This is a genomic window from Lentzea jiangxiensis (assembly GCF_900104175.1).
In the GTDB taxonomy this organism is placed as follows: domain Bacteria; phylum Actinomycetota; class Actinomycetes; order Mycobacteriales; family Pseudonocardiaceae; genus Lentzea; species Lentzea jiangxiensis.
This window is the reverse complement of record NZ_FNIX01000002.1, coordinates 437,943-461,889: the sequence shown is the minus strand read 5'-3', so window position 1 is coordinate 461,889 and position 23,947 is coordinate 437,943. Positions and strand designations below refer to the sequence as shown.

The 23,947-nt window shown below is 72.0% G+C and carries 18 protein-coding genes; 4 read left to right on the top strand and 14 right to left on the bottom strand.

Features of this window, described 5'->3' with window-relative positions:
• Positions 1-44: 44 nt before the first annotated feature.
• Entirely contained in the window at positions 45-1,382 is a 1,338-nt protein-coding gene (locus tag BLQ91_RS09690) for an alpha/beta hydrolase family protein (protein ID WP_090096389.1), read from the top strand.
• Between the two features lie 323 nt (positions 1,383-1,705).
• On the top strand, positions 1,706-2,557 hold the full coding sequence (locus BLQ91_RS09685) for a trypsin-like serine protease (RefSeq protein WP_090096388.1): 852 nt from the start codon (positions 1,706-1,708) through the stop codon (positions 2,555-2,557).
• 71 nt (positions 2,558-2,628) lie between these two features.
• Here the strand turns inward: BLQ91_RS09685 and BLQ91_RS09680 are convergent, their stop codons facing one another.
• The 5 genes from BLQ91_RS09680 to BLQ91_RS09660 form a co-directional block, all read right to left on the bottom strand.
• Positions 2,629-3,123 (bottom strand): cupin domain-containing protein, encoded by a 495-nt coding sequence (locus tag BLQ91_RS09680; RefSeq protein WP_090096387.1) that lies wholly within the window; start codon positions 3,121-3,123, stop codon positions 2,629-2,631.
• 6 nt (positions 3,124-3,129) lie between these two features.
• Positions 3,130-4,128, bottom strand: a complete 999-nt coding sequence (gene cysK / locus BLQ91_RS09675) for a cysteine synthase A (protein WP_090096738.1) — start codon at positions 4,126-4,128, stop codon at positions 3,130-3,132.
• 22 nt (positions 4,129-4,150) lie between these two features.
• Positions 4,151-4,792, bottom strand: coding sequence for a serine O-acetyltransferase EpsC (epsC, locus tag BLQ91_RS09670; protein ID WP_218130209.1), 642 nt, complete (start codon positions 4,790-4,792; stop codon positions 4,151-4,153).
• Complete coding sequence (locus tag BLQ91_RS09665; RefSeq protein WP_090096386.1) at positions 4,789-5,691, bottom strand: DMT family transporter; 903 nt, start codon at positions 5,689-5,691, stop codon at positions 4,789-4,791. The genes epsC and BLQ91_RS09665 overlap by 4 nt, the downstream gene beginning before the upstream one ends.
• A gap of 124 nt (positions 5,692-5,815) precedes the next feature.
• Complete coding sequence (locus BLQ91_RS09660) at positions 5,816-6,697, bottom strand: NmrA family NAD(P)-binding protein (RefSeq protein WP_090096385.1); 882 nt, start codon at positions 6,695-6,697, stop codon at positions 5,816-5,818.
• Between the two features lie 90 nt (positions 6,698-6,787).
• Here BLQ91_RS09660 and BLQ91_RS09655 point away from each other — a divergent pair, with 90 nt between their 5' ends.
• On the top strand, positions 6,788-7,351 hold the full coding sequence (locus BLQ91_RS09655) for a TetR/AcrR family transcriptional regulator (RefSeq protein ID WP_090096736.1): 564 nt from the start codon (positions 6,788-6,790) through the stop codon (positions 7,349-7,351).
• Here the strand turns inward: BLQ91_RS09655 and BLQ91_RS09650 are convergent, their stop codons facing one another.
• A complete protein-coding gene (locus tag BLQ91_RS09650) occupies positions 7,352-7,924 on the bottom strand; it encodes a TetR/AcrR family transcriptional regulator (RefSeq protein ID WP_090096384.1) in 573 nt (190 codons plus the stop codon).
• A 59-nt stretch (positions 7,925-7,983) separates the two neighbouring features.
• Here BLQ91_RS09650 and BLQ91_RS09645 point away from each other — a divergent pair, with 59 nt between their 5' ends.
• Entirely contained in the window at positions 7,984-8,931 is a 948-nt protein-coding gene (locus BLQ91_RS09645; RefSeq protein WP_425412459.1) for a zinc-binding dehydrogenase, read from the top strand.
• Here the strand turns inward: BLQ91_RS09645 and BLQ91_RS09640 are convergent.
• From BLQ91_RS09640 to BLQ91_RS09605, 8 genes are all read right to left on the bottom strand, one after another.
• Positions 8,922-9,170 carry a hypothetical protein gene (locus BLQ91_RS09640; protein WP_090096382.1) on the bottom strand — a complete coding sequence of 83 codons (249 nt, stop codon included), beginning with the start codon at positions 9,168-9,170 and terminating at the stop codon, positions 8,922-8,924. The genes BLQ91_RS09645 and BLQ91_RS09640 overlap by 10 nt on opposite strands.
• A 97-nt stretch (positions 9,171-9,267) precedes the next feature.
• Positions 9,268-9,498 (bottom strand): MbtH family protein, encoded by a 231-nt coding sequence (locus tag BLQ91_RS09635; RefSeq protein WP_090096381.1) that lies wholly within the window; start codon positions 9,496-9,498, stop codon positions 9,268-9,270.
• 13 nt (positions 9,499-9,511) lie between these two features.
• Positions 9,512-10,543 (bottom strand): guanitoxin biosynthesis L-enduracididine beta-hydroxylase GntD, encoded by a 1,032-nt coding sequence (gene gntD / locus BLQ91_RS09630; protein WP_218130208.1) that lies wholly within the window; start codon positions 10,541-10,543, stop codon positions 9,512-9,514.
• On the bottom strand, positions 10,530-11,648 hold the full coding sequence (vioD, locus tag BLQ91_RS09625) for a capreomycidine synthase (protein WP_090096380.1): 1,119 nt from the start codon (positions 11,646-11,648) through the stop codon (positions 10,530-10,532). The genes gntD (BLQ91_RS09630) and vioD overlap by 14 nt, the downstream gene beginning before the upstream one ends.
• A 14-nt stretch (positions 11,649-11,662) precedes the next feature.
• On the bottom strand, positions 11,663-13,447 hold the full coding sequence (locus tag BLQ91_RS09620; protein WP_090096379.1) for an ABC transporter ATP-binding protein: 1,785 nt from the start codon (positions 13,445-13,447) through the stop codon (positions 11,663-11,665).
• Entirely contained in the window at positions 13,440-15,287 is a 1,848-nt protein-coding gene (locus BLQ91_RS09615; RefSeq protein WP_090096378.1) for an ABC transporter ATP-binding protein, read from the bottom strand. Before BLQ91_RS09615 ends, BLQ91_RS09620 begins: the two co-directional genes overlap by 8 nt.
• A gap of 14 nt (positions 15,288-15,301) precedes the next feature.
• On the bottom strand, positions 15,302-16,312 hold the full coding sequence (gene gntD, locus BLQ91_RS09610) for a guanitoxin biosynthesis L-enduracididine beta-hydroxylase GntD (protein ID WP_090096377.1): 1,011 nt from the start codon (positions 16,310-16,312) through the stop codon (positions 15,302-15,304).
• Positions 16,313-16,325: 13 nt separating this feature from the next.
• Positions 16,326-23,741, bottom strand: a complete 7,416-nt coding sequence (locus BLQ91_RS09605; protein WP_143022575.1) for a non-ribosomal peptide synthetase — start codon at positions 23,739-23,741, stop codon at positions 16,326-16,328.
• Positions 23,742-23,947 lie beyond the last annotated feature (206 nt).

The window sequence follows — 23,947 nt, the reverse complement described above, 5'->3', positions numbered from 1 at the left end:
GGGACGCGTCCGGCGGGTGGAATGGAGCCCGACGGAGGTGTGGCATGCGTACACGGCTCGTGGTGTCGTTGCTCGGACTGGTGCTCTTCGCGGGTGGTGCTCCCGCTCTGGCGTCACCACCGACGCCCGGTGACCAGCCCCTGCCGGGCTACACGATCTCGAACCCGCCGCTGAAGCCCGAGGTCGTCGGTGGCAAGCCGACGCGCGTGCTGCAGGGCGTGCACAAGCATTCGGCGTACATCGTCGAGGTGCCCCCGGACTGGAACGGCCGGCTGGCCATGTGGGCGCACGGTTACCGGGGCACCGGCACCGTCCTCACCGTGGACCCGCCCGCCTACGGACTGCGCACCCGTTTGCTCGGCCAGGGCTACGCGTGGGCGGCGTCCTCCTACTACGGCAACGGGTACGACGTCCGCGCCGGTGTGCAGGCCACGCACGACCTGGCCCGCCACTTCGGCACGCTGGTGGCGAGGCCGAAGCAGGTCCTGATCGCGGGCGTCTCGATGGGCGGCCACGTGATCGGCCGTTCGCTGGAGCAGTACCCCGGCTTCTACGACGGCGCCCTGCCGATGTGCGGCGTGCTCGGCGACCACGAGCTGTTCGACTTCTTCCTCGACTACCAGCTGACGGCGCAGAAGCTCTCCGGCATCGGCACCTACCCGGTCCCGGCCGACTACCTCACCGCGGTGGTGCCGCGCATCCAGGAGGAACTGGGGCTGACCACCCTCCTGCCGGGCGGCCCCGACACCGTGACGGACCGCGGCGCCCAGTTCCGCGCGGTCACGGTCGAACGCAGCGGCGGCCCCCGTCCCGGCGCGACCCCCGCGTTCGCGTTCTGGAAGAACTTCCTCTTCGGCCTCGCTTCCCCTCCCGCCCCGGACGCGCCGCTCGCCTTCGACCCGGGCCGCCTCGCGACCAACCTCGGCACCCGCTACCGGCCCAGCTCGCCGGTCGACCTGAACCGCACGGTGCAGCGAGTCCTGCCGGCCGACTGGCGCTCGCGCCTGTCCCCCGCGCTCACCGAGGTCCCGAGGATCGCGGGCAAGCCGCGGGTGCCGGTGGTCTCCCTGCACGGCCTGGGCGACCTGTTCGTGCCGTTCTCGATGGAGCAGGAGTACCGCAGCGACGTCGCCCGCAACGGCCAGTCGAGGTGGCTGGTGCAGCGGGCGATCCGCACGGTGGACCACTGCGAGTTCTCGCCCTCGGAGGTCGGTGCGGCCTGGGACGACCTGGTGGCGTGGACCGACCGCGGCAGGAAGCCCGCCGGTGACGCCGTCGGTGACCGGTCCGCGGTGGCCTCGGAGACGTTCGGGTGCCGGTTCACCGATCGCGCGGCGTACGCGGGTCCCGGCACCCGGAAGTTGTTCTCCGCCTGTCCCTGAGAAGAAGTCCGCGCGGTCCGGCTCCCGGTGGCGGTCGTGTGAGAGCACGACCGGGAGCCGGTGAGGAGTTCGGCCTCCCGGCGGCTGAGGCTCGTGTCCGCGAAGGTGCCGCGGTGGCGGCGGGTCGCGGGCGGGCTCCAGGCCGCGGCACCGGTGCTGCGCGGCGAAGCGGGCATCGATGTCCAGCACGCCAAGACGCGTGGCAGCGCATACCCGCGTTCAGGGTGTTGTTCGCCCGCGGCGGCCGCGCCAGTCATCTGTGAAGGCTTCCGGGACGGCGCGCGCGGAGGTTGAATCCGCGCAGCCGTCGAAGGAGCAACTCCATGCGTCTGATCAGAGCAACCGCGGCCACCGCCGCGATCCTCGTCGCGGCAGCGCTTCCCGCGTCCGCGATCAACTCCTACAACGCCACGCCCGCCCCGGAACGCACCGAGGTCGGCGCACTCGTCGCCACCTGGGACGACGACGACGACCCGGCGACCCCGGACCGCGTGGACTGGGTGTGCAGCGGCACCATGGCCGACGCCGACACCTTCCTCACCGCCGCGCACTGCACCAGCGACTGGCCGGCGAACGTGAAGTTCTACGTCTCGCTGCACCAGGACGTCCAGTCCGCGCTCGACAGCGCCACCGGCACCCCGGCGCAGATCGCCGCGGCCGTCGGCGTCCCCGGCACCGCGCACAACCACCCGGCCTACCCCGGCACGGCGGCCGACACGCACGACATCTCGGTCGTCGAGGTCTCGGCTGAGCAGATGAAGGCCCGGTGGTCGTTCACCCCGGCGACGCTGCCGGCCGCGAACCGCCTGGGGCAGCTCGGCCCGCAGGGGCTCGACGACACGTCGTGGGTCGTCGCGGGTTACGGCACGCAGGAGGCCCGCCGCGGTCCCGGCGGCCACACGCACCCCGGTGGCGGCGTGCGGATGAAGGCGCCGGTCACGTTCAACGCCCTGAACAACGCGTGGGTCCGGCTCGCCATGACCGCGCCGCAGGGCAACGGCGGGGCCTGCTACGGCGACTCCGGCGGCCCGAACTTCGCCACGATCGACGGCAAGCGGGTCCTCGCCGCCACCACGATCACCGGTGACTCGCCGTGCTACGCGACCAACGTCGTCTACCGGCTCGACACACCCGGCGCGCGGGACTTCCTGCGCCCGTTCGTGGCCCTGCCCTGACCGGTGCGGGGCGGGCGCCCTCGAGCGCCCGCCCCGCACCCGTTCTCAGTGCCCGTTCTCAGTGCCCGTTCTCAGTGCCGGCCCCAGTTCGGGACGTTGTGGCCGTTCATCGTCACCTCGAACTGGTCGTACTTCGCCATCAGCGTCAGCAGCTCGTCCTCATTGGGCTTGTTGCCGTCCGCGTACATCTCGGCGAGGCCGCGGAAGTACTCCTCGCGGTTGAGCGCGGGCGTGAAGATGATGAGCATCGTGGCCTGGTCCTCGTACGGGTTGTGGAACCCGTGCGAGACCCCCATCGGCACGTTCACGTAGGTGCCGGGCGGGGCGGCGAACGACTTGCCGTCGAGGTGCAGCTCCACCATGCCGTGCAGGACGTAGAACGCTTCGAGCTGCTCGTTGTGCACGTGCGGCGAGGCACCGGGGGCTCCGGCGGCCATGCGGTGCTCGTACAGGCCGAGCCGGCCGTCCGTCTCGCTGCCCCTCGCCTTGAAGGTCGTGTGGGTGGTGGTGCCGATCTGCACCGACTCACCCTCGCCGGGAAGCAGGATGTTGGACACCTGAGTCATGTCTGGTCACTCCTCGTTGATCGCTTCGCGCTTCTCGCCGCTGTGAGCCGTCGTGTCTTCCTGGTTGAACCACGAGAGGTACCGCTCGCCCGTGTCCGGGAAGACGGTGACCAAGTTCTTGCCCGCGAACTCCGGGCGTGCCGCGAGGACCCGGCAGGCGTGTGCCGCCGCGCCGGACGAGACGCCGACCAGCAGTCCCGCCGTCCGCGCCAGCTCCCGCGCGGTGTCGTAGGCGTCCTCGTTGGACACCGCCAGAACCTCGTCGATCACGTCGACATCGGTCGTCGGGGCGACGAAACCGCCGTTCAGGCCGGGGATGCGGTGCAGGCCGCCCCACCCCTGGCTGAGCACGGGTGAGCCCTCCGGCTCCACCGCGACCACGCGGATCGCGGGATTGCGCTCCTTCAGGTACCGCGCCGTGCCGCTGAGCGTTCCGCCGGTGCCGACGCCGCAGACGAAGACGTCCACCTCGCCGTCGGTGTCGTTCCAGATCTCCGGGCCGGTGGTGGCGTAGTGCGCCGCCACGTTGTCGGGGTTCTCGTGCTGGCAGGCGAACCACGAACCCGGCCGTTCGCGGTGGATCTCCTCGGCCTTCGCGATCGCCGCCGCGTAGCCCTCCTGGTACGGGGTCAGCACGATCTCCACGCCGAACGCGCGCAGCAGCTGCAGGCGTTCGCTGGTGGCGCTGTCCGGCAGGACGATCACGCACCTGTAGCCGCGTGCCGCGGCGATGGCGGCCATCGAGATGCCGGTGTTGCCCGAGGTCGCCTCGACGATGGTGCCCGTGCCCCTGCTGAGCTGCCCGCGCTGCTCCGCGCCGTTGATCATGTAGAGCGCGGCGCGGTCCTTCACGCTGGACAGCGGGTTGGCCATCTCCAGCTTGGCGAAGAGCTGCGCGGTCGTGACGCCGAGGTCGAGCCGGACGGTGGGTGTGCCGCCGATCAGGTCGACGAGCGAGTGGGCGGGCGGCCGCCGGGTGAGGGGCTGACTGAGCCGGGTCTCCACGAGCACTCCGATCGGTTGGTTTTCACCAGCTGGGGAACACCGCTGCGCCCTTGTGCCGCTGGCCCGCGACGACCACGGACTGGCGCGGGCGGGCCGCCTTCGCGACGCTGCGGCTCGACCTCAGGTTCGGGATGGAGAACGGTGCGAGGACGCGCGAGTCGGCCGGCACGTCCCGGATCACGAGGGCCTGGGCGCCCACCACCGAGTCGTGCCCGACGGTGACCGGACCGAGGATCGTCGCGTTGGCCCCGACGACCACCCGGTCGCCGAGCTTCGGGTGCCGTCGCGACCCCTCGGGCCGCTGGTTGTCGTGCCACCAGCCGACCGCGCCGAGCGTCACCTGGTGGAAGATCGTGACGTCGTCGCCGATCTCCACCGTCTCGCCGATCACGACGCCCGCGCCGTGGTCGATGAAGAAGCCGCGGCCGATCCGCGCACCGGGGTGGATCTCGATGCCCCCGGTGAGCAGGCGGGCGAGGACCATGACCAGGCGGGCGCCGCGCCGGTGACCCCGCAGGTGCAGCCCGTGCGACACGCGCCAGCCCCAGATCGCGATGACCGTCGGGTGCAGCAGCGCCTCGCTGCGCGACAGGATCGACGGGTCGCGGTCCATGACCATGTCGAGGTCGTCGGTGACCACGCGCAGCAGCGCCCGCGGGGTCACCGGACCGCTCCCGCCTTGTCCTTGCGCAGCTGCCCGAGCCGGTTCTCCGCGTAGGCCACGCCGACCATCACGACCAGGCCGCCCGCCAGCAGGTTCCACGTGACGGGTTCGCCGAGGAACGTCACGCCGACGAGCACGGCGAACACCGGGACCACGTAGTTGACCGCCGAGGCGGTGGTGGCGCCGACGTCGCCGATGAGGCGGAAGTAGAGCACGTACGCCAGGCCGGTGCTGAGCAGGCCGAGCAGCACGATGCTGAGCGTGACCGGGCCGGTGAAGTGCGGTGTGCGCCACTCGAGGAACGGGGTCACGAGCGCCTGCAGCACCGCCGCCGAGACGAGCTGCGACGCGGCCAGGGCGAGCGGCGCGAGGCCGAGCGGCGACAGGTACTTGCGCACGTACACGAAGCCGATCGCGTAGCTGATGGCCGCGCCGAAGCAGGCCAGCCTGCCGCTGAGCGACCCGAGCGACTCGTGCCACGGGCCGATCAGCAGCACCACGCCGACGAAGCCCAGCGCCAGGCCGACCGCCTTGCGCGAGGTCGCCCGCTCCGTCGGCAGCGCGGCCGTGGCGAGCGCCAGCGTCAACAGCGGTGTCGCGCCGATCAGGACGCCCGCGATGCCCGCGCCCGTGGTCTTCTCGCCGTAGGACAGCAGCAGGAACGGGATCACGTTGCCGAACAGGCCGGCGGCGGCGATGTGGCCCCAGACCTGGGCGGAGCGCGGCAGGGTGACCTTGCGGACGGCCACGATGCTGAGCAGCACCGCCGCGCCCAGCACGAGTCTGGCGAGCACGAGCTGCCCCGGCGTCAGGCCTTCAAGGGACACCTTGATGAAGGTGAAGCTGCTCCCCCACAGCAAAGCCAGCAGCAGGAAGCGAGCGACGGATGCCTTGTCCATTGCTTCTCGATTCGGGTCATCAGTCTGTAGTCGTTTGAACACTTCACCAGCCGTGACTAGTGGCGTGGTGGAGCCGCTCACGCGGGGAAAGGCGGTCGGCCGCGACACGTTCGACCCGGCGGCCTCAGGCCAGGTGCTGTCGCGCCCACTCCTCGAAGCTCGTGAGCGGCAGGCCCAGCGCCCGTGCGAACTCCGGCCGGCCCGCCATGCCGGTCTCGTTCATCCGGTCGTGCCCTGCCCCCATCTCCGGCATCCCGGCCGCGCGGGCCTGCTCCAGCGTCAGGTCGGGCGCCCGGAGCTCCACGCCGAGCGCGCGCGAGAGCACCGCGGCGATCTCCGCCATCGACAGGTGTTCGCTCGCCAGCTCCAGCTCCACGCGGTCGAACCGCGCCGGGTCCGCGACGGCGGCGGCGACCGCCGTGCCGATGTCCCGCACCGCGACCAGGGCCAGCCGGGTGTCCGGCTTGAGCATGCTCACCAGGCCGCCCTCGACCCCGCGCGGGAAGAGGAACGCCGCCGACGGCAGGAAGTTCTCCATGAAGAAGCCGGGCTTGAGCAGCGTCCACCGCTCGAAGCCCGCCTCGCGGACGCGGTCCTGGATCGCGGCCTTGGTGTTCAGCGACGCGGCCCGGACCGGGTGCAGCTCGTCCTCGACGCGCGGGCCGGCACCGTCGACCGTCGTCTGGACGAACTGCCGGACGCCCTGTTCCCGTGCGGCGTCCACCAGGTTGGCGGCCTGGGTGAGCTCGCCGTCGAAGTCGAAGTTCGTCCCGTCGAACTCGGCCATCTGCACCGAGAACACCGCGCGGGCGCCCCGGGTGGCGCGGAGCAGCGACTCGCGGTCGTGCAGGTCGCCGGTGACGAGTTCGACGTCCAGCGCCTTCGCGCGTTCGGACTGCGGGTCGCGGACCAACGCGCGCACGGGCACCCCGTTCGCCTTCAGGGCTCGAACGGCCGCGCCTCCCTGCTTGCCGGTGGCTCCCGTGACCAGAACTGGTGCGGACATGGCTCTCCTCGGTTGAAAACGGCGGGGGCCGCCGTTTAGGTGTCCGCTACGATATGGCGGCCCCCGCCGTTTATCAACCACGAGGTGGTCATGACCGATCGCCAGCGCGCCGACGCCCGGCGCAACCACGAGCGGATCCTCGCCGTCGCCGAGCGGGAGGTCGCCGCGCACGGCGCGCAGGCCTCGCTCGAGCAGATCGCCAGGGTCGCGGGCGTCGGGTCGGCGACCGTGCGCCGCCACTTCCCCACCCGCCAGGCGTTGCTGGAAGCCGTGCTGGGGCACCGGATCGAGCTGCTGTGCGAGCGGGCCCGCGAGCTGACCGGTGCTCCGGACGGACGGGAGGCGTTGCTGACGTGGCTGGATGAGCTGGTCACCTACTGCGTGACCGCGAAGGGGCTCGCCACGGCGCTCGCCCACGACGGGGACCCGGTCGGGGAGAACTCCTGCGCGACGGTGATCAGCGAGGCCGCCGGACCGCTGCTGCGGCGGGCGGTGGCGGAGGGCGCGGTGACGCCGGACGTCACGGCGGTCGAGCTGGTGTCGCTGATCGTCGGGATCGCGATGGTGACCGAGCACCACCGCGATCCGGCCGCGTCGGCCGGACGGCTGTTCGCCGTGGCGGTGGCGGGGATCGGTCCGGCCCGGGCGACGTGATCAGTGCGCCGCGAACCCCCTGATCACGATCGCGGCGAAGCGCCGGGACGCGGCGGCCCGGCCCTCCGGGGTCGTGGCGCGGATGCCGCCGTTGGCCATGAGCACCAGGACGAGGTCGTCGACCACGAAGTCCTCGCGCAGCCGCCCGGTCCGCTTGGCCTTGCGGGCGAGTTTCGCGACCGCCTTCAGCGACCGCTCGCGGCTCCCCGCGAAGTCCAGGGCGCGGGGGAAGTTGGAGGTGAAGGCCGCGGTGAAGCCCCGGTCGCGGGCGTGCAGGGCGCAGATCCTCTCGATGACGGTGCAGAAGCCGCGCCACGGGTCGGGGTCCGCGAGCCCTTCGCGCACGATGACCTCGCACGCCTGCATCTGCTCCGCGAACGCCTCGGTGGCCAGCGCCTCCTTGGTCGGGAAGTGGCGGTAGAGGGTCGCGGGGCCGACGCCGGCGCGGCGGGCCACCTCGCGCATCGGCGCGCCCAGGCCGTCGGTGGCGAACACCTCGCGGGCCGCTTCGAGGATGTGCTCGCGGTTGTACCGGGCATCGGAGCGCACGGGGTGGGACAAACGCGCTGTCATGACTCTCACTTTAGCGAAGCGGACGGGTGCGTCCATCTACCGTCGATGTTGTGAAAGCCATTGTGGTGCAGACGTTCGGCTCGCCGGACGGACTGGTCGCCGTCGACCTCCCCGATCCCGTTCCCGCCGAGGGGCAGGTGCTCGTGGCGGTCGAAGCGGCCGGGGTCGGCGGTGCCGACGTCCTGATCAGGCGCGGTGACCTCGCCGCCTACGGTTTCCGGGAGGGTCACGTGCCCGGCGGGGAGGTCGCGGGCACCGTGCTCTCCGCAGGCAGCGGGGTCGACCCGTCCTGGGTGGGGCGGCGGGTGTGGGCGCCCACCGGTGTCGGGGGCGGGTACGCCGAACTGGCGGTCGTGCCGGCCGGCGAGGTCGTCGAGCTTCCCGCGGGACTGTCCGCCGAGGATTCGGTGGCGCTCGGTGGCGCCGGGGTGGTGGCGCACTTCGGCCTGGCCCACGCCCGCTTCTCCCCCGGCGAGTCCGTGCTGGTGCGCGGTGCGTCCGGCGGCATCGGCATCATGACGGTCCAGCTCGCGGCCCGGCGGGGCGCGAAAGCCGTGGCGGTCACGACGTCCTCGGCCGCACGGGGTGAACGGCTGCGCGTGCTCGGAGCGACCCGCGTGCTGGGCCGCTCCGGCGCCACGGACGACGGCTACGACGTCGTTGTCGACGTCGTGGCCGGGCAGGACCTGCCGTCGTTCCTCGACAGGCTCAACCCCAACGGGCGGCTCGTCGTGGTCGGCGCCGTCGCCGGGCCTCCGCCCGGCGACGTCAGCGCGCGGATGATGGCGGCGTTCCGGAAATCGTTGTCCTTCAGCACCTTCAGCGCCGATTCGGTGTCCGGAGAGGACAGGCGGACGGTGGGGGCTGCGCAGTTCGCCGCCGCGGTCCGCGGCGAACTGCGGGCCGTCGTGCACGAGACGCTGCCGTTGGAGCAGGCCGCGCTCGCGCACCGGAAGATGGACGCGGGCGAGGTCTTCGGCAGGATCGTGCTGACCGCTCAGGCGTAGGGGTTGCGGCCGGACAGGTTGTCGTAGGTCGAGCGGTCCTCCGTTGCAGAACAGGAAGTACGCGTACACCGGCCGGTCCAGTCGAACGTCGCCCCGGCGTAGCCGTGGTTCGGTCCCGAGAAGGGGAACTCCTGCGCGGCGGCACCGGCGGGCGAGATGTTCACGGTGATCACCGAGAGCGCCGCCGCTGCTGCGGCGGCGACCCAGCGGACGATCCTGCGGAAGCTCCTCGAACGCACGGCGGCAGTAAACAGCGCGCACTCGCAGCAGCTGTTGCGCCTCAACGCAAAACCCCGCACCCGGACCGGCCGGGCGCGGGGTTTTGCGTTCACGCCTTCAGTGCCGCGCGGCGGCGCGGTCGAGCTGCTCGCGCACGCTGCGCGGGCGCATGTCGGTCCAGTGCTCGTTCACGTAGTCGAGGCACGACTGGCGGGTCTCCTCGCCGTGCACGACGGTCCAGCCGTCGGGCACGGTGGCGAGCGTCGCGGGCCACAGGGCGTGCTGGCCCTCGTCGTTGACCACCACGAAGAAGCGGCCGTCCTCGTCGTCGAAAGGGCTGGTGCGCATCGATCGGCTCTTTTCAGTAGATGGTGCGGGCGTCCGCGCTGCGGCGGTGGGCACGCGACTTGCGGAGGTCGCGGGCGATGTTCAGCCGGGTGAGCCACCGGTCGGTGCCGTCGAAACGGGCCTTGAACGGCTCCCGGCCGTGCGTGCCGCGGTAGTTGTCCAGGAACAGGACCTCACCGGGCTTCAGGGCGTAGCCGGAGATGTTGGCGTCGATCGCCTTCACGATCGCGTCCAGCGCGGCGGCCGCCTCGGGGTCCGACGCGGGGACCTCCATGAAGTACGGGTCCAGCCGCAGGTACGGGTCCTCCTGCGGGCCGAACAGGACCGCGATGGGCTCCGGGTTCGCGTCCAGGCCGGAGATCCACTCGTAGCTGCGGTCGCGCAGGCGGCGCAGCTGCTCGTCCTCCTCGTCGTTCTGGCGGTTGGCGGCGAGGTGCGAGCGGTCGGGCCGGATCGGGAAGCGCTCCTGGCGCAGCACCTCGACGACGTCCGCGGGGAGGTCGACGCCCTCCAGCGAGCCGTAGGTGGTGTTGACGCCGTCGGGGTTGCGCAGGCACATCAGGCCCACGTAGTCCGTGCGCATCGGGTGGAACGCGTCCTCGATGTGCCACGTCAGCAGCTCCTCGCTGCCGGAGCCGAGCTGCTCGTACTGGTGCTCCTTGATGGGGAACACGTCGTGCAGCAGCCGGCCGTCCTGCTGGGTGGACCACGCGATGGGGTCACCGAGCAGCGACGCGCACAGGTAGAAGAACAGGTCCTCGGCGAGCGTGGGACGTCCCTCGCCGCCGCAGTCCTTCCAGTGCGCCGGCGTCGGGCCGATGCCGGCGTCGTCGATCCGGTAGCCGCCGACGACGCACAGCGGGTGCGGCTCGGTCAGGCGGAACTCGGTCAGGCCCGCGCGCAGGGCGCGGGGCAGCTCGTGGGCGATGATCGTCGCGTCGCGCACGAAGGCCGGGTCCTCGACCGTGCGGTAGCGCTCGGCCAGCGACGCGACCAGGGCGCCGGCCTCGGCGACGTCGGAGTCGGACAGGTCAATTCTGAACACGGGCTTTCTCCCCTGCGAGTGCGAGCGTGTCGAGGCCTCGGGTGAACGAGGCGGTGGGGCCGCCGTAGCCCAGCCGGACGCGGGCCGGGTCACCGAAGCACGACCCCGGGACGAGCAGCGTGCGGTGCTCCCTGGCGAGGTCGTGGCAGAAGCCGGTGGTGTCGGCGTGACCGAGCAGCCGCGGGAACGTGGAAGCGCCGCCCATCGGCTCCGGCAGGTCGATCAGGTCCGGGTGGTCGGCGGCCCACCGGCGCAGCAGCCCCAGGTTGTGGCGGGCCTGCTCCATGCGGACACCGACCAGGAGACCCGCGTTGCGCGCGACGCGGGTGGCGAGCAGCTCGACCAACGGCGAGAGGTGCAGCGTCATGCGGTCGCGCAGGTCCAGCGTGCCGCGCAGCACGTCCTGCGGCCCGATCGCCCAGCCGACCCGCAGCCCCGGCAGGCCGTAGCCCTTGGACAGGGTGCCGATCGAGATGGCCCTGTCGTAGTCGTGCACGGGGTCCGCCAGCGGTTCACCCTCGACGACCATCTCGCGGAACGCCTGGTCCCACACCAGGTACGCGCCCGCCTCGCGGCAGATCGCGACGAACTCGTCGCGCTGCTCCGGCGTGAGCGACGCCCCCGTCGGGTTGTGCGGGAAGTTCACGACGACGGCCTTGGCACCGCCGACCACGGCACGCAGGTCGTCGAGGTCGGGCCGGAACCCGTTCTCGGGGCGCAGCGGCCACACCCGCAGCTCGCAGCCCATGGTCCGGGCGATCGACGTGTGCGTGTGGTAGGTCGGCTCGGTGACGACGACGGCGTCGCCCGGGTCGAGCAGCGTGCTGAGCACGAGGTAGATCGCCTCACTGCCGCCGTGCGTGACCATGACCCGCTCGGGGTCGCCGGTCCCCCACTCGTCGGCGATGGCGGTGCGGACCTCCTCGCTGCCGAACGACGTGCTGTCGCGGAACACCACGGCGTCGAGCTCGGCGGCGTCGATGCCGAGCATCGCCCGCAGGTCGGCGAGCGAGTAGTCCTCGACCCCGCTGCTGCCGATGTCGTCGTCGACCGCGAAGTAGTACAGACGCATCCAGTCCTCGAGAGGTGCTGGTTCGAACTTCATCGGGACGGCTCCTTTCAGCGGTAGGCCGAGGACTGCAGCTCGTACAGCTCGGCGTAGAGGTCGGGGTGGGCCATGAGGTCGGCGTGGCTGCCCACCTCGCGGATGCGGCCGCCGTCGAGGACGACGATCAGGTCGGCCATGCGCACGGTCGAGAAGCGGTGCGACACCAGGAGGGTCACCGTGCCGCGCGACCTGCCTTCCCGTGCCGCCTCGGCGAAGCGCTCGAACAAGGCGTGCTCGGTCTGCGGGTCCAGGGCGGCGGTCGGTTCGTCGAACACCGCCAGCAACGGATCGGTGCGCAGCAGGCCGCGGGCGAGCGCCAGCTTCTGCCACTGGCCGCCCGACAGCTCGACGCCACCGTCCCAGTCCCGGCCCAGCCGCGTGTCGAGGCCGTGCGGCAGGCGGTCCACGACGGACGTCGCTCCCGCCCGCCGCAGAGCGCCCCGCAACGCGGCGTCGTCGTCGATCTTCGCGGTGTCGGCGACCCCGATGCTCTCGCGGGCCGCGAACCGCAGCTCCACGAAGTCCTGGAAGGCACCGGTGAGCCGGGCGCGCCACTGCGGGACGGGGAAGCGCCGCAGGTCGACGCCGTCGACCTCGACCCTGCCCTCGTCGGGTTCGTAGAAGTCGCACAGCAGCTTCACGAGCGTCGACTTGCCCGCGCCGTTCTCCCCCACCAGCGCCACGACCGAGCCGGCGGGCAGGTGCAGCGAGACGCCGTCGAGGACGGTGCGCTCACTGCCGGGGTAGCGGTAGGTGACGTCGACGAGGTCGATGCCGCGGCTCAGCGACGCGGGCGGGGTGACCGGCTCGTCCGGCTGTTTCGCGGCGGACGCGGCGAACCGCTCCAGCCACACGTAGCGCCGGGCCTGCTTGAGGCACCACAGGAAGTCGCCGCTGTAGCCGACGGACGAGGCGACGACGGCGGCCATCTCGATGGTGAGCGCGAGGACCAGGACGACGTCACCGGGCGTCGCCCTGCCCTGCACCGCGAGCCAGACCACGAGCGCGATGGCGCCGAAGAACCCGGCCGCGTTGACGACGGCGTCGATGCTCTTGAGCGCCGCGCCGCGCCAGGCCGCGCGGTTGCGGGTGTCCAGCACCTCGTCGGAGACCTCGTGGTGGCGGCGCACCAGTTCGCGGGTGAGCCCGAAGATCCGCAGCTCCTTGCCCGCGCCGGCGGTCGTGCCGATGTCGAACAGGTGGCGGCGCAACCGCTCGGTCTCGCCGGTGTCCTCCTGGGCGTCCACCGCGAGGTCGTTGGCCCGGCTGGTGATCCACAGCGAGATGAACGCCAGCAGGGCCAGCGAGATCAGCGCGGGGTGCACGTCGGCGAGCAGCAGCGCGGTGGTGCCGAAGCCGACGACCGCGCTGATCAGGCCCGCGGTCGCGTTGGTCATCTCGGCGAGGCTCTCGCGCTCCTCGCGCAGGAGCTGGACCTGGTCCAGGTACTTCGGGTTCTCGTGCGGGGCGAGGCTGCCGATCCCGCCGAGCAGGCGCATCAGCGTCCGGTCCGACAACGCCTGCGTGCGTTCGAGCACGGCGAACACGCAGTGGGCGTTGTAGTACTGGGCGACGATGAGCAGGCCGGTGGCGGCGGCGATGCCGAACCCGGCGGTGAGCGCGCCCTCCAGGTCGCCGTCGTGGGCGGCGTCGACCAGGTTGCCGGCGCTGTAGGCGATCAGGGGACCGGTGAGCGCGAGGGCGATCTCCGTGACGATCTGGAAGACCGCGTGCCGGCGCGCCGCCCGGAAGCCGAAGCTGATGGTGGTGAGGAAAGCCCTCCAGGTGTCACGCATCGGTGCCTCCCGCCGGCTGGAAGCGCTCCGCCTGCAGGCGGAACAGGTGGGCGTAGCGGCCGTCGAGGTCGAGCAGTTCGTCGTGGCCGCCGTTCTCGACGACACGGCCCTCGGACACGACCACGATCCGGTCGGCGCGCCGCACGGTGGAGAAGCGGTGCGAGATGATGATCGTGGTGAGGCCCTGGGTGAGGTCCAGGAACCGTTCGTACAGCTCGGCTTCCGCCCGCACGTCGAGTGCCGCGGCGGGTTCGTCGAGCACGAGGACCCTCGCGCCCGCCTCGACGGCGAACATCGCACGGGCCAGGGCGACGCGCTGCCACTGCCCGCCGGAGAGGTCGACGCCGTCGCTGTAGGCCTGGGACAGCACGGTGTCCCAGCCGTTGGGCAGCGACTCGACCAGATCGCCGATCCCGGCCCGTTCGGCGGCGCGGCGCAGCATGGCCTCGTCGCCCGCGTGCTCGGGAGCGCCCAGCCCGATGTTGTCGCGCACCGGCAGGTGGTAGCGGGTGAAGTCCTGGAACAGCACCGCGACCCGCCTGCGCCACTCCTGCGGGTCGAGACCCACGAGGTCGGCGCCGTCGACGGTGATCTTGCCGCCGGTGGGTTCGTAGAAACCGGCCAGCAGCTTCACGAGCGAGGTCTTGCCGGCGCCGTTGTCGCCGACGACCGCCAGCGACTTCCCGGCGGGGATCACGAGGTCCAGTCCGTTCAGGACTTCACGGTCGTTGCCGGGGTAGCTGAAGGACACGCCTTCGCAACGGATCTCCCGCGCCGGGACGTCCGCCCCGACCGGCAGGCCGGACTGGGGTGGCCCGCTGTCCGCGAGCCGCTTCTCCAGCGACAGGAGCTTCGGCACGGTGACGGCGGCGTTCGAGAGGTACAGGTGCTCGTCGCCGACGGCGTACTCGTTGGCGTTCGCCAGCGCCTCCACGAACACGGCGAGGGCGGCGAGCGTCAGGTCGCCCTCCACCGCGGCGTACGCGAGCAGGCCGTACGACAGGACGTTGATCACTAGGATCGCGGACGCCGACCCGAGCACCATGCCGGGCCGCGGCCGGCGGGCCCTGCGGATGGGGCCGATCCCGGCCTGCCACAACGTGTCGAACCGCGTGACGAGCCAGTCGAGGGCGCCCCAGAGGCGGACCTCCTTGGCCGGGGCCGGGTCGAGCGCGAGGTCTCGCGCGTACTCGGCCTGGCGGAGCTGGGCGCTCTGCCCGAACCCCTCCTCGCCGACGCGCAGGTAGTCGCGCTGCATCCGGTAGACGATGATCGGCCAGACCACGAGCCACAGCAGGCCGAGCCACCAGTGGAACCAGGTGAGCACGGCCGCCGAGCCGACGGCCCGCAGCCACGACGTGAGCACTTCCGGCAGGGCCTCGACGGTCTGGCCCGGCCGGTGCGCGCTCATGCCGAGGCCACGCACGATGCGGACCTCGTCCATCACATCGGGGTCCTCGAGGTGGGCGATGCCCCTCGGGCGGCCCAGTGCGGTGAGCACGACCTCCTGGAGGTACCGGTCGACGTCGCGGCCGAGCGTCGACACCGCGGCCCGCAGCAGCGGGGACGTCAGGCGTTCGACGAGGATCGCGACGGCGACCGCGACGAGCAGGGATCCCACCCGGTCTGCGGCGGGTGAGCCCGCGCCGTCCCTGGCCGCATCGGGGATCGCGCCGATGAGCAGTCCGCTGAGGACCGCGATCCCGATGGGCAGGACGGCGCTCACCACCACGCCGCCCGCCAGGAGCACCGTGCGCGGCCGGCTGACCCGGGGCAGTACCCGGAGGACGGCGAGGATGCCCCTGGCGGTGGGCGGGAGGCCGTGGAGCGGGTTAGGCATGACTTCCGTATCCGTCAGATGAGACGTGCGGTCGCCGAGGCGCGTCGCTCGTGGGACTTCCGCAGGTCGGTCGTGATGCTGACCCGCTTGAGCCAGCGGTCCGTGCCGTCGTAGCGGGCCTGGAACGCCTGCCGCCCGTGCGCGAGGCGGTGGTTGTTGATGACGAGGACGTCGCCGGGGGTCAGGGCGACGTCCAGGCAGGACGCCTCCAACAGGTCGCTGACGGCCTGCAGGGCCGCGCGCGGCGCCGGGTCCGTCGGGATCTCCATGAAGTACGGGTCGATGCGGATGTACGGGTGCTCGCGCGACCCGTAGAGCACCGCGACGCGGTTGTCGTCGGCCTTCATCTCGTCGATCTCGGAGAACTCGGCGTCGACGCCCTGGGTGACGTTGTGCTTCGCCAGGTGCGAGTCGTCCGGCCGGATCAGGAAGTTCGGCTCGTGCAGGAGCGCGAGGTGCTCGGGGTCGAGCGAGCGCAGGTCCGGCTCGGAGACGATCGTGGCGACCCGGTCGGGATTGCGCAGGCACTCCAGCAGCAGGTAGTCCGCGCGCCACGGGTGGAACGCGTCCTCGGTGTGCAGCGTGAGCGTGTCGGTGCTGCCGATCCCCATCTGCTCGGTCTCGAACCCCTTGATGGGGAAGATGTCGTGCACGAGCCGGGCGTCCTGCTGGGTCTTCCAGCCGAACGGTTCCCCGAGCAGGGCCCCGTGCAGCAGGAGGAGGATCTCCTCGGCGAACTCCGGGGTCGGGTTCGGGCGGCCGCGCCAGTGCTGCGGCGTCGGGCCGATGCGGGCGTCGTCGATGTTGTGACCGCGGACGACGCAGTAGCCGAGCTCGTCCTCGAGCGCGAAGTCGCGCAGGAAGCGGCGCTGTCCGACGGGCAGTTCGGCGGCGAGCAGCGGCAGGTCGCGCAGCAGCTGCTCGTCGGCGGGACCCGAGTACTCCTTGGCGATGCGCAGCGTCAGGTTCTCGGCCTCGGCGGCTTCTTCCGACGACAGCGTGTAGATGCGTTTGGGCGTGGACAAGGACTGCTCCCCCTCAGTTGCTGTTCAGGTGGGCGATCAGGGCCTCCGCGGCCTGCCGGAAGCGGATGGCGGCCCGCTGCACGGTCTCGGTGCGGTGGAGGTTGGTGCTGTGGTGCCACTCGACGAGGAGCTCTCCCCCGCCGGTGCGCTCGATCTCCAGGTGCAGCGCGTACGGGCGGACACCTCCGCTGGTGCTGTCGCCGCACAGGTCACCCGGTAGTTCGTCGACGACGAGGCCCCTGACCCCGTCGTCGTTCACGGCGTCGAGCCCGCCCGTGAAGTTGATGTTGATCTGCCGTTCCGGCGCGTCGCGCAGGCGGCGCACCTCCGGGTCCTCGGCCGTCAGGTGGCGCAGTGCGCCGTAGCCGACTCCGTGGCGTGGCACGGAGTTCAGGCTTTCCCTTGCGGCGTCGAGGACTCCGGCGCCGTCGGTCAGGTCGTCGTGCCGGAGCACCACCGGGTGGACGGAGGTGAACCACCCGACCGTGCGCGACAGGTCCGTTGCGGGCGCGAGGCTTTCGCGGCCGTGGTGCTCGAGGTCGACGACCACGGTGTCCGTGCCGGCCCACTCCCCCAGCGTCTGGTGGAGCGCGGCCAGGACCACGTCGAGGACCTGCGCGTTGGGCAGGGTCCCGGCGTCCACGGCGACCTCGACGACCGCCGCGGAGTCCTCGGTGTTGGCACCGGTGGCGTCGACCGGCAGCGTGAAGGCCGTCTCGACCTTGTCGAGCCAGTAGGGCAGCTCGTCGCGCGCCTCGCCGCTGTCCGCGAACGCGGTGGCGGACTCGGCCCAGCGCCGGAACGACGTCGTCTTCGGCGGGAGCGGTTCGCCCCGGTACGCCGCGTCGAGGTCCTCCAGCAGGACGTTCCACGACACGCCGTCGACGACCAGGTGGTGGACCACGAGGCCGAGCCACGCCGGTGCGTCGCCGCGGTCGAACAGCACTGCCGCCACCAGCGGGCCTTCGGCGAGGTCCAGCGACCGCTGCAGCTCGTCCATGTGGTGCCGGACGTCGCCCCGCACGACCGCGAACCTCGCCGCCTCACCCGGTTCGGCGATCCGCTGGTGCCAGCCGCCGGGCCCGTGGTGCAGGCGGGTGCGCAGGGCGTCGTGGTGCGTCACCAAGGTGTTCAGCGCTTCCGCGAGCCTGCCGGCGTCGACGTCCGGTGCCAGTTCGAAGAGTCCCGACCAGTTCCAGTGGTCGCGGTCGTCGATCGTGGCACCGGTGAACCACCGCTGGATGGGCGTGAGCGGCACCGGTCCGGTGACCGGGCCCTCCTCGACCTGCGCCGGGGCGGTCGCCGCGGCGGCCAGCTCGGCGACCGTCTGGTGGGTGAACAGGTCCGCGACCGCGAGGCCGAGACCCGCGGCACGCGCCCGCGCCACGACCTGCAGGCTGGCGATCGAGTCGCCGCCCAGCTCGAAGAAGTTGTCGTGCACGCCGACCCTTTCGGCGCCCAGCAACCGCTCCCAGATGCCGGCCAGTGCCCGTTCGCCCTCGGTGCGGGGGGCGACGTACGCGCCGTCCGCCTCCGGTGCCGGGGGCTCGGGCAGGGCGCGGCGGTCGAGCTTGCCGTTGGCGGTCAGCGGCAGCGCGTCGAGCGTCACGAACGCCGACGGCACCAGGTGGTCGGGTAGCTGCCCGCGCAGGAACGCGCGCAGCTCCGCCGTTCCGGCGTCCGTGACCACGTAGGCCACGAGGCGCTTGCCGGTGCCGGACGCCAGGGCGACGACCGCGGCGGCACGCACGTCCCCGTGCGTGTTCAGCAGCGCCTCGACCTCGCCGGGCTCGACCCGGAAGCCCCGGATCTTGACCTGGTCGTCGGCCCTGCCGAGGAACTCCAGCGTGCCGTCGGCCCTCCACCGCGCCCGGTCCCCGGTGCGGTACAGGCGTGCGCCGGACCGGGTGGGGTCGGGCACGAACCGCTCGGCCGTGAGGTCCGGACGGCCGACGTACCCGCGTGCCACACCGGGACCTCCGACGAACAGCTCGCCCGCCACCCCGGCCGGGACCGGCTGCAGCCACGGGTCGAGCACGAACGCCCGCATGCCCGCGAACGGCCGGCCGATCGGCACGTGCGCGCCGATCTCCCCGAGGGGGTGGATCGTGCACGTCATGGTGGTCTCGGTGGGCCCGTAGGCGTTCACGATGCGCAGGCCGGGCCGGCGCTCGCGGGCCGTGCGGGCGTGCTGCGCCTGCAGGGCGTCACCGCCGACGACGAGCAGGCGCAGGCCGTCGAGCACGTCGGGCGAGGTCTCGACCAGCTGGTGGAAGAGGCCCGTCGTGAGCAGTGAGGCCGTGATGCCGTTGTCGCGCAGGAACTTCCCGACGTCCATCCGCTCGGCGAGGTCCGCCGGGCCGACGACGAGGGTGGCTCCGCCCAGCAACGCGAGCCAGATCTCGAAGGCGCCGGTGTCGAAGCCGATGCCGGCGAGGTGCGCGACGACGTCGCCGGGCTCGACGCGGACGGCCGGGTCGGTGCAGACCCTGGCGACACCCTCGTGGGTGAGCGACACGCCCTTGGGGACGCCGGTCGAGCCGGAGGTGAACAGGACGTAGAGCTCGTCAGCAGCGTCACCGGTGACGGGGAGCGGGCCTTCGGCCGTCGCGTCCGTCAGGGTGACCACGCGCACGCCGGGCACCTCGGACTCCGGCCACCCGCCCGCCGTCACGACGAGCTCCACCCCGGCCGTCTTCACCATCTGCCCGAGCCGTGCCGTGCCCTGGGCCGGGTCCAGCGGCACGTAGCTGCCACCTGTCCCCACGACCCCGAGCATCGCGACGATCAGCTCCGCGCTCCGGTCGAGGTGCAGCCCGACCCGCGTCCCCACGCCCACACCCAGGCCCCGCAACTGCTCCGCGACCCCGGCAGCCCGGCGGTCGAGCTGCGCGTAGGTCAACTCGGTGCCGCCGCGCAGCGCCACCCGGTCCGGGTGGGCGGCCACCTGGCGTCCGAACAACGCCGCCAGGTGTGCGGAAGGCAGCTCGCGCGGCTCGGACGTGCTCCACGACAGCACCTCGGCGCGCTGACCGGCGTCCAGCAGCGCGACCTCCCGCACGGGCGTGCCGGGAGCGGAGGCGACGGTCATGAGGATCAGCTCCAGCTGGTCCAGCAGCGCCTCGACGGTGGCGTCGTCGAACGCGCCCGCCGAGTACTCGCACAGCAGGGCGAGCTGACCGTCGACGTCGACGACGAGCTTCAGCGGGTAGCGGCCCTGCTCCAGCAACGCCGGCGAGTCGAACTCGTCCCCACCGTCGGCACCGTCGGCGCCGTCGTCGGCGCCGCCGGGCAGGTTCTGGACCGCGACGATGCTCTCGAAGAGCCTCGGCACGCCCGCCACCCGCTGGATGTCGACCAGCGGCGAGTGCTCGAACCGCTGCACGGCGACCTGGCCGGTCTGCACGGTCCGCAGCCACTGGTCGAACGGCGTGCGGTCGCCGGGGACGGCGATCCGCACCGGCAGCGTGTTGATGAACAGGCCGACGATCGACTCGACGCCGGCCAGGTCCGCGGGGCGACCCGAGACGGTGAGGCCGAAGACCACGTCGTCGTCACCGCTGTGCGACGCGAGCAGCAGCGCCCAGGCCGCCTGCACGACGGCGCTGATCGTGACGCGTTCGCGGCGGGCCAGGTCCTCCAGCCTCAGGGCGACGGTCTCGGGCAGCTCGCGGTGCCGCCTGCCCTGCTCCCAGTGCAGCCGCGTGGTGCGGTCGACCGGCAGCGCGGTGGGCGAGGTGAAGCCGTCGAGGTACGTGCGCCAGAAGTCGTCGGCCGGGGGCTGCTCCCGCAGCCACGCGATGTAGTCGCGGTACGGGCGCACCGGCGGCAGCGGCTCGCCGCGGTAGGCCGCGATCACCTCGTCCCAGACGAGCGGGATGCTCCAGCCGTCGAGGTACAGGTGGTGGAACGTGAACACGACCCACTGGCGGTCGCCCCGGTCGGCCACGTACACCCGCAGCAACGGCGCGGTGGTGACGTCGAAGCCACGGCGCCGGTCGGCGTCGAGCAGCTCGTCCAGCGCGGCGTCGGGGTCGGTGACGGAGGTCCAGTCGAGCACCTCGAACGGCACGTCGACCTCGCCGGCCACGACCTGCAGCGGTTCCTCGACGCCCTCCCACACGAACGCGCTGCGCAGCGCGGGGTGCCGGCCGACGACCGTGCGCCAGGCTTCGCGCAGGGCGGCCGCGTCGAGCGGCCCGCGGATCTCGCGGACGTCCTGCGCCCAGTACACCGCGGTGTCGGCGGGCGCCTCCAGGACGTGGAAGAGCATGCCCTGCTGCAGGGGCGACAACGGGTAGGCGTCGACCAGACCCGGCACCCGCTCGCGGAGAGGTTCGAGGTCCGCCAGCGGCTTCACCTCAGCCGCCTCCGTGGCGGCGACCCCGGTGTGGGCGGCGAGCTCGGCGACGGTCTGGTGCGTGAAGATGTCGGCGATCTTCAGCTCCAGGCCGGCTTCCCGCGCCCTGGCTGCGATCTTCAGGCTGACGATCGAGTCGCCGCCCAGCTCGAAGTAGTTGTCGTGCACGCCGACGCGCTCGACGCCGAGGACGTCCTGCCACACGGCGGCGAGGGTGCGTTCGACGTCTGTGCCCGGTGCCACGTACGACGCCGACTCCGGCGCGTCGGGCAGCGGCAGTGCTCGCTTGTCGAGCTTTCCGTTGCTGTTCAACGGCAGCTCGTCGAGCGGCACGATCGCCGACGGGACGAGGAACTCGGGCAGCCGCCCGGCGAGGAACTCGCGCAGCTCGGCGGGCGAGGCGGTGCCCACGACGTACGCCACGAGCCGCTTGCCCTGCTGCAGCTCGCGAACGACCACAGCGGCGTTGGCGACGCCGGGGTGGCCGGCGAGCACGTGCTCGACCTCGCCGGGCTCCACGCGGAACCCGCGGATCTTCACCTGGTCGTCGGTGCGGCCGACGAAGTCGACGGCGCCGTCGGCACCCCAGCGCACCAGGTCACCGGTCCGGTACATCCGGGCGCCGGGAACGGACGGGTCGGGCACGAAGCGTTCGGCGGCGAGGTCCGGCCGGCCCGCGTAGCCGCGCGCCAGACCGGTGCCACCGATGTACAGCTCCCCCGGCACGCCGACCGGGGCCGGCTGGAGCCAGCGGTCGAGCACCTGGAAACGCAGGCCCCGCAACGCCGTTCCGATCGGGACGGACGACGGGCCGAGGCGTCCGGCGCGCATGTCGTGCGACGACGCGTACACAGTGGACTCGGTCGGGCCGTACATGTTGTGGATCGCCACGGCCGGGTTCGCGTCGAGCACCTTGCGGGCCTGGACCGGTGACATCGCCTCGCCGCCGGCCAGCACCAGGCGGTGCCCGGAGAACACGGCGGGGTCGGTGTCCGCGAGCTGGTGGAACAACCCGGTGGTCATGAACGACACCGTGACGCCGTGCTCGGCGTACAGCTTCGCCACGTCCAGGCGTTCGGCGAGGTTCGCCGGAGCGACGGCCAGCGTCGCACCGCCGAGCAACGCCGTCCAGATCTCCCACGTGGACGCGTCGAACGACACCGCGGCCATGTGCGCCACGACGTCGCCGGGCGCGGCGGCCACCGCGGGGTCGAGCGCCACGCGCACGACACCTTCCTCGGCGATCTCGACGCCCTTGGGCACGCCGGTCGAGCCGGACGTGAACATCGTGTAGACCAGACGTCCCGGCAGGGCGGCGAGCTCAGGCCACTCGGCGGGCGCGGTGGCGAGGTCCGCCGGCTCGACGACGCCGAGGCGCGGCGCGTCCAGGGCGTAGTCGCCCCGCGACACGACCAGGTCGACGCCGGCGGCGGTCATCACGTCGCGGAGCCGGCCGTGCGGCAGTGCCGGATCGAGCGGCACGTACGCGCCACCCGCCTGCACCACGGCGAGAACCGCCACGACGAGGTCGACCGAACGCTCGAACCACAGCCCGACGCGGGTTTCCTCTCGCACACCGGCGGCGCGCAGGCCGGATGCCACACGTGCCACCTGCTCGCCCAGTTCGGCGTAGGTCAGCTCGACACCACCACCGCGGACGGCGACCTGACCGGAGAAGTCGTTGACGGCCATGCGGAAGCGCTGGGCCAGACCGACGTACGGCTCGTCGAAGGCCGGACCGGTGCCCCAGCCGAGGGCGGGCGCGGCGGTCACCGCGCGCACGGGTCGATCGGGACGGGTGACCGCGCTCGTCAGCACGGCCTGCAGCTGCTCGAGCAGCCGGTCGACGGTGCTCTCGTCGAACGCGCCGGTCGAGAACTCGGCCTCGATCTTCAGCGTGTCCTCGAGGTCGACCGCGAACGCGATCGGGTAGTTGACCTGCTCGATGGAGTCGACGGCGCCGAAGCGGTCCTCGTCGTCGCTCTCCTCCTCTTCGGCGAGCAGAGCCTGCGGGTAGTTGCCGAACACCACGATGCTGTCGAAGACACCGCTGCCGCGCGGCAGGTCCGACCAGCGCTTGACGTCCGACAGCGCGGTGAACTCGTAGCGCTGCACCGCGATCTGGCCGGCTTGCAGCTCGTCCAGCCAGTCGGCGAACGACAACTCCCACGACACCCGCACGCGCACCGGCAGCGTGTTGATGAAGACGCCCACCATCGACTCCACGCCGGGCAGGTCGGCGGGGCGGCCGGACACGGTGAGGCCGTAGACGACCTCGTCGTCGCCGGAGTAGGCGGACAGCAGCAGTGCCCAGGCGGCCTGGACGATCGTCGACGGCGTGACGTGCCGGCGGCGGGCCAGGTGCATGATCGAGCTGGTCAGGTCCTGCGGCAGCTCGACGCGCCGGCGGCCCTGGGCCCAGTGGTCGCGGACCGCGCGGTCGACGGGCAGCGCCGTCGGGGCGTCGAAGCCGGCGAGGTAGCCGCGCCAGAACGCCTCGGCCTCGGCGCGGTCGCGCTTGGCGAGCCAGGCGATGAAGTCGCGGTAGGGCCGGACGGGTTCGAGGTCGGGCGTCGTGCCGCGGCAGAGGGCGTCGTAGGTGGCACCGACCTCTTCGAGGACGACGGGCACGCTCCAGCCGTCGCACAGTCCGGAGTAGAGCGCCCAGATCATGCGGTGGTGGCTCGTGCCGTCGTCGATGAGGTGCACGCGCATGAGCGGCGGCTTGGTGAGGTCGAAGCCTTCGGCGCGGTCGCGGGCGAGCAGGTCGTCGAGCGCCGCCTGCTGGTCGTCGACGCCCGAGAAGTCGTGCACCTCGAACGGCACCTGGACGTCGCTCATGACGACCTGGAGCGGTTCGGGCACGCCCTCCCACACGAAGCCGGTGCGCAGCACGGCGTGGCGGTGCACCACCTGCGCCCAGGCCCGTCGCATGGCGTCGACGTCGAGGACGCCGTCGAACTCGTAGAGCCCCTGCGCCCAGTAGACACCCTTGTCCGATTGCGCTTCCAGGACGTGGAAAAGCATGCCCTGCTGAACGGGCGCCAACGGATACATATCTTCGATCACAGATCTGATCCTCCCCTGACACCCTTTTTACACAACTGTCATTTAAGGGGTCAAGCCATTCCGCTCGACCCGTCATAAGGCATTCGCATGAGGGGCATCAACAGTTGTCATGAACAATTGAAAATGGCGCGCCGAAAAGAACTCTTCATCACCGGTCAATTCCTTGCCCCAGATGCGCGGCCCCGGTGCGCTGGATGCCCCTGACT

Bases quoted from the DNA above. Each gene is read 5' to 3' on its own strand.
- BLQ91_RS09690 (WP_090096389.1), top strand. From the start codon at position 45: ATGCGTACACGGCTCGTGGTGTCGTTGCTCGGACTGGTGCTCTTCGCG.
- BLQ91_RS09685 (WP_090096388.1), top strand. From the start codon at position 1,706: ATGCGTCTGATCAGAGCAACCGCGGCCACCGCCGCGATCCTCGTCGCG.
- BLQ91_RS09680 (WP_090096387.1), bottom strand. From the start codon at position 3,123: ATGACTCAGGTGTCCAACATCCTGCTTCCCGGCGAGGGTGAGTCGGTG.
- BLQ91_RS09665 (WP_090096386.1), bottom strand. From the start codon at position 5,691: ATGGACAAGGCATCCGTCGCTCGCTTCCTGCTGCTGGCTTTGCTGTGG.
- BLQ91_RS09660 (WP_090096385.1), bottom strand. From the start codon at position 6,697: ATGTCCGCACCAGTTCTGGTCACGGGAGCCACCGGCAAGCAGGGAGGC.
- BLQ91_RS09655 (WP_090096736.1), top strand. From the start codon at position 6,788: ATGACCGATCGCCAGCGCGCCGACGCCCGGCGCAACCACGAGCGGATC.
- BLQ91_RS09650 (WP_090096384.1), bottom strand. From the start codon at position 7,924: ATGACAGCGCGTTTGTCCCACCCCGTGCGCTCCGATGCCCGGTACAAC.
- BLQ91_RS09635 (WP_090096381.1), bottom strand. From the start codon at position 9,498: ATGCGCACCAGCCCTTTCGACGACGAGGACGGCCGCTTCTTCGTGGTG.
- vioD (WP_090096380.1), bottom strand. From the start codon at position 11,648: ATGAAGTTCGAACCAGCACCTCTCGAGGACTGGATGCGTCTGTACTAC.
- BLQ91_RS09620 (WP_090096379.1), bottom strand. From the start codon at position 13,447: ATGCGTGACACCTGGAGGGCTTTCCTCACCACCATCAGCTTCGGCTTC.
- BLQ91_RS09615 (WP_090096378.1), bottom strand. From the start codon at position 15,287: ATGCCTAACCCGCTCCACGGCCTCCCGCCCACCGCCAGGGGCATCCTC.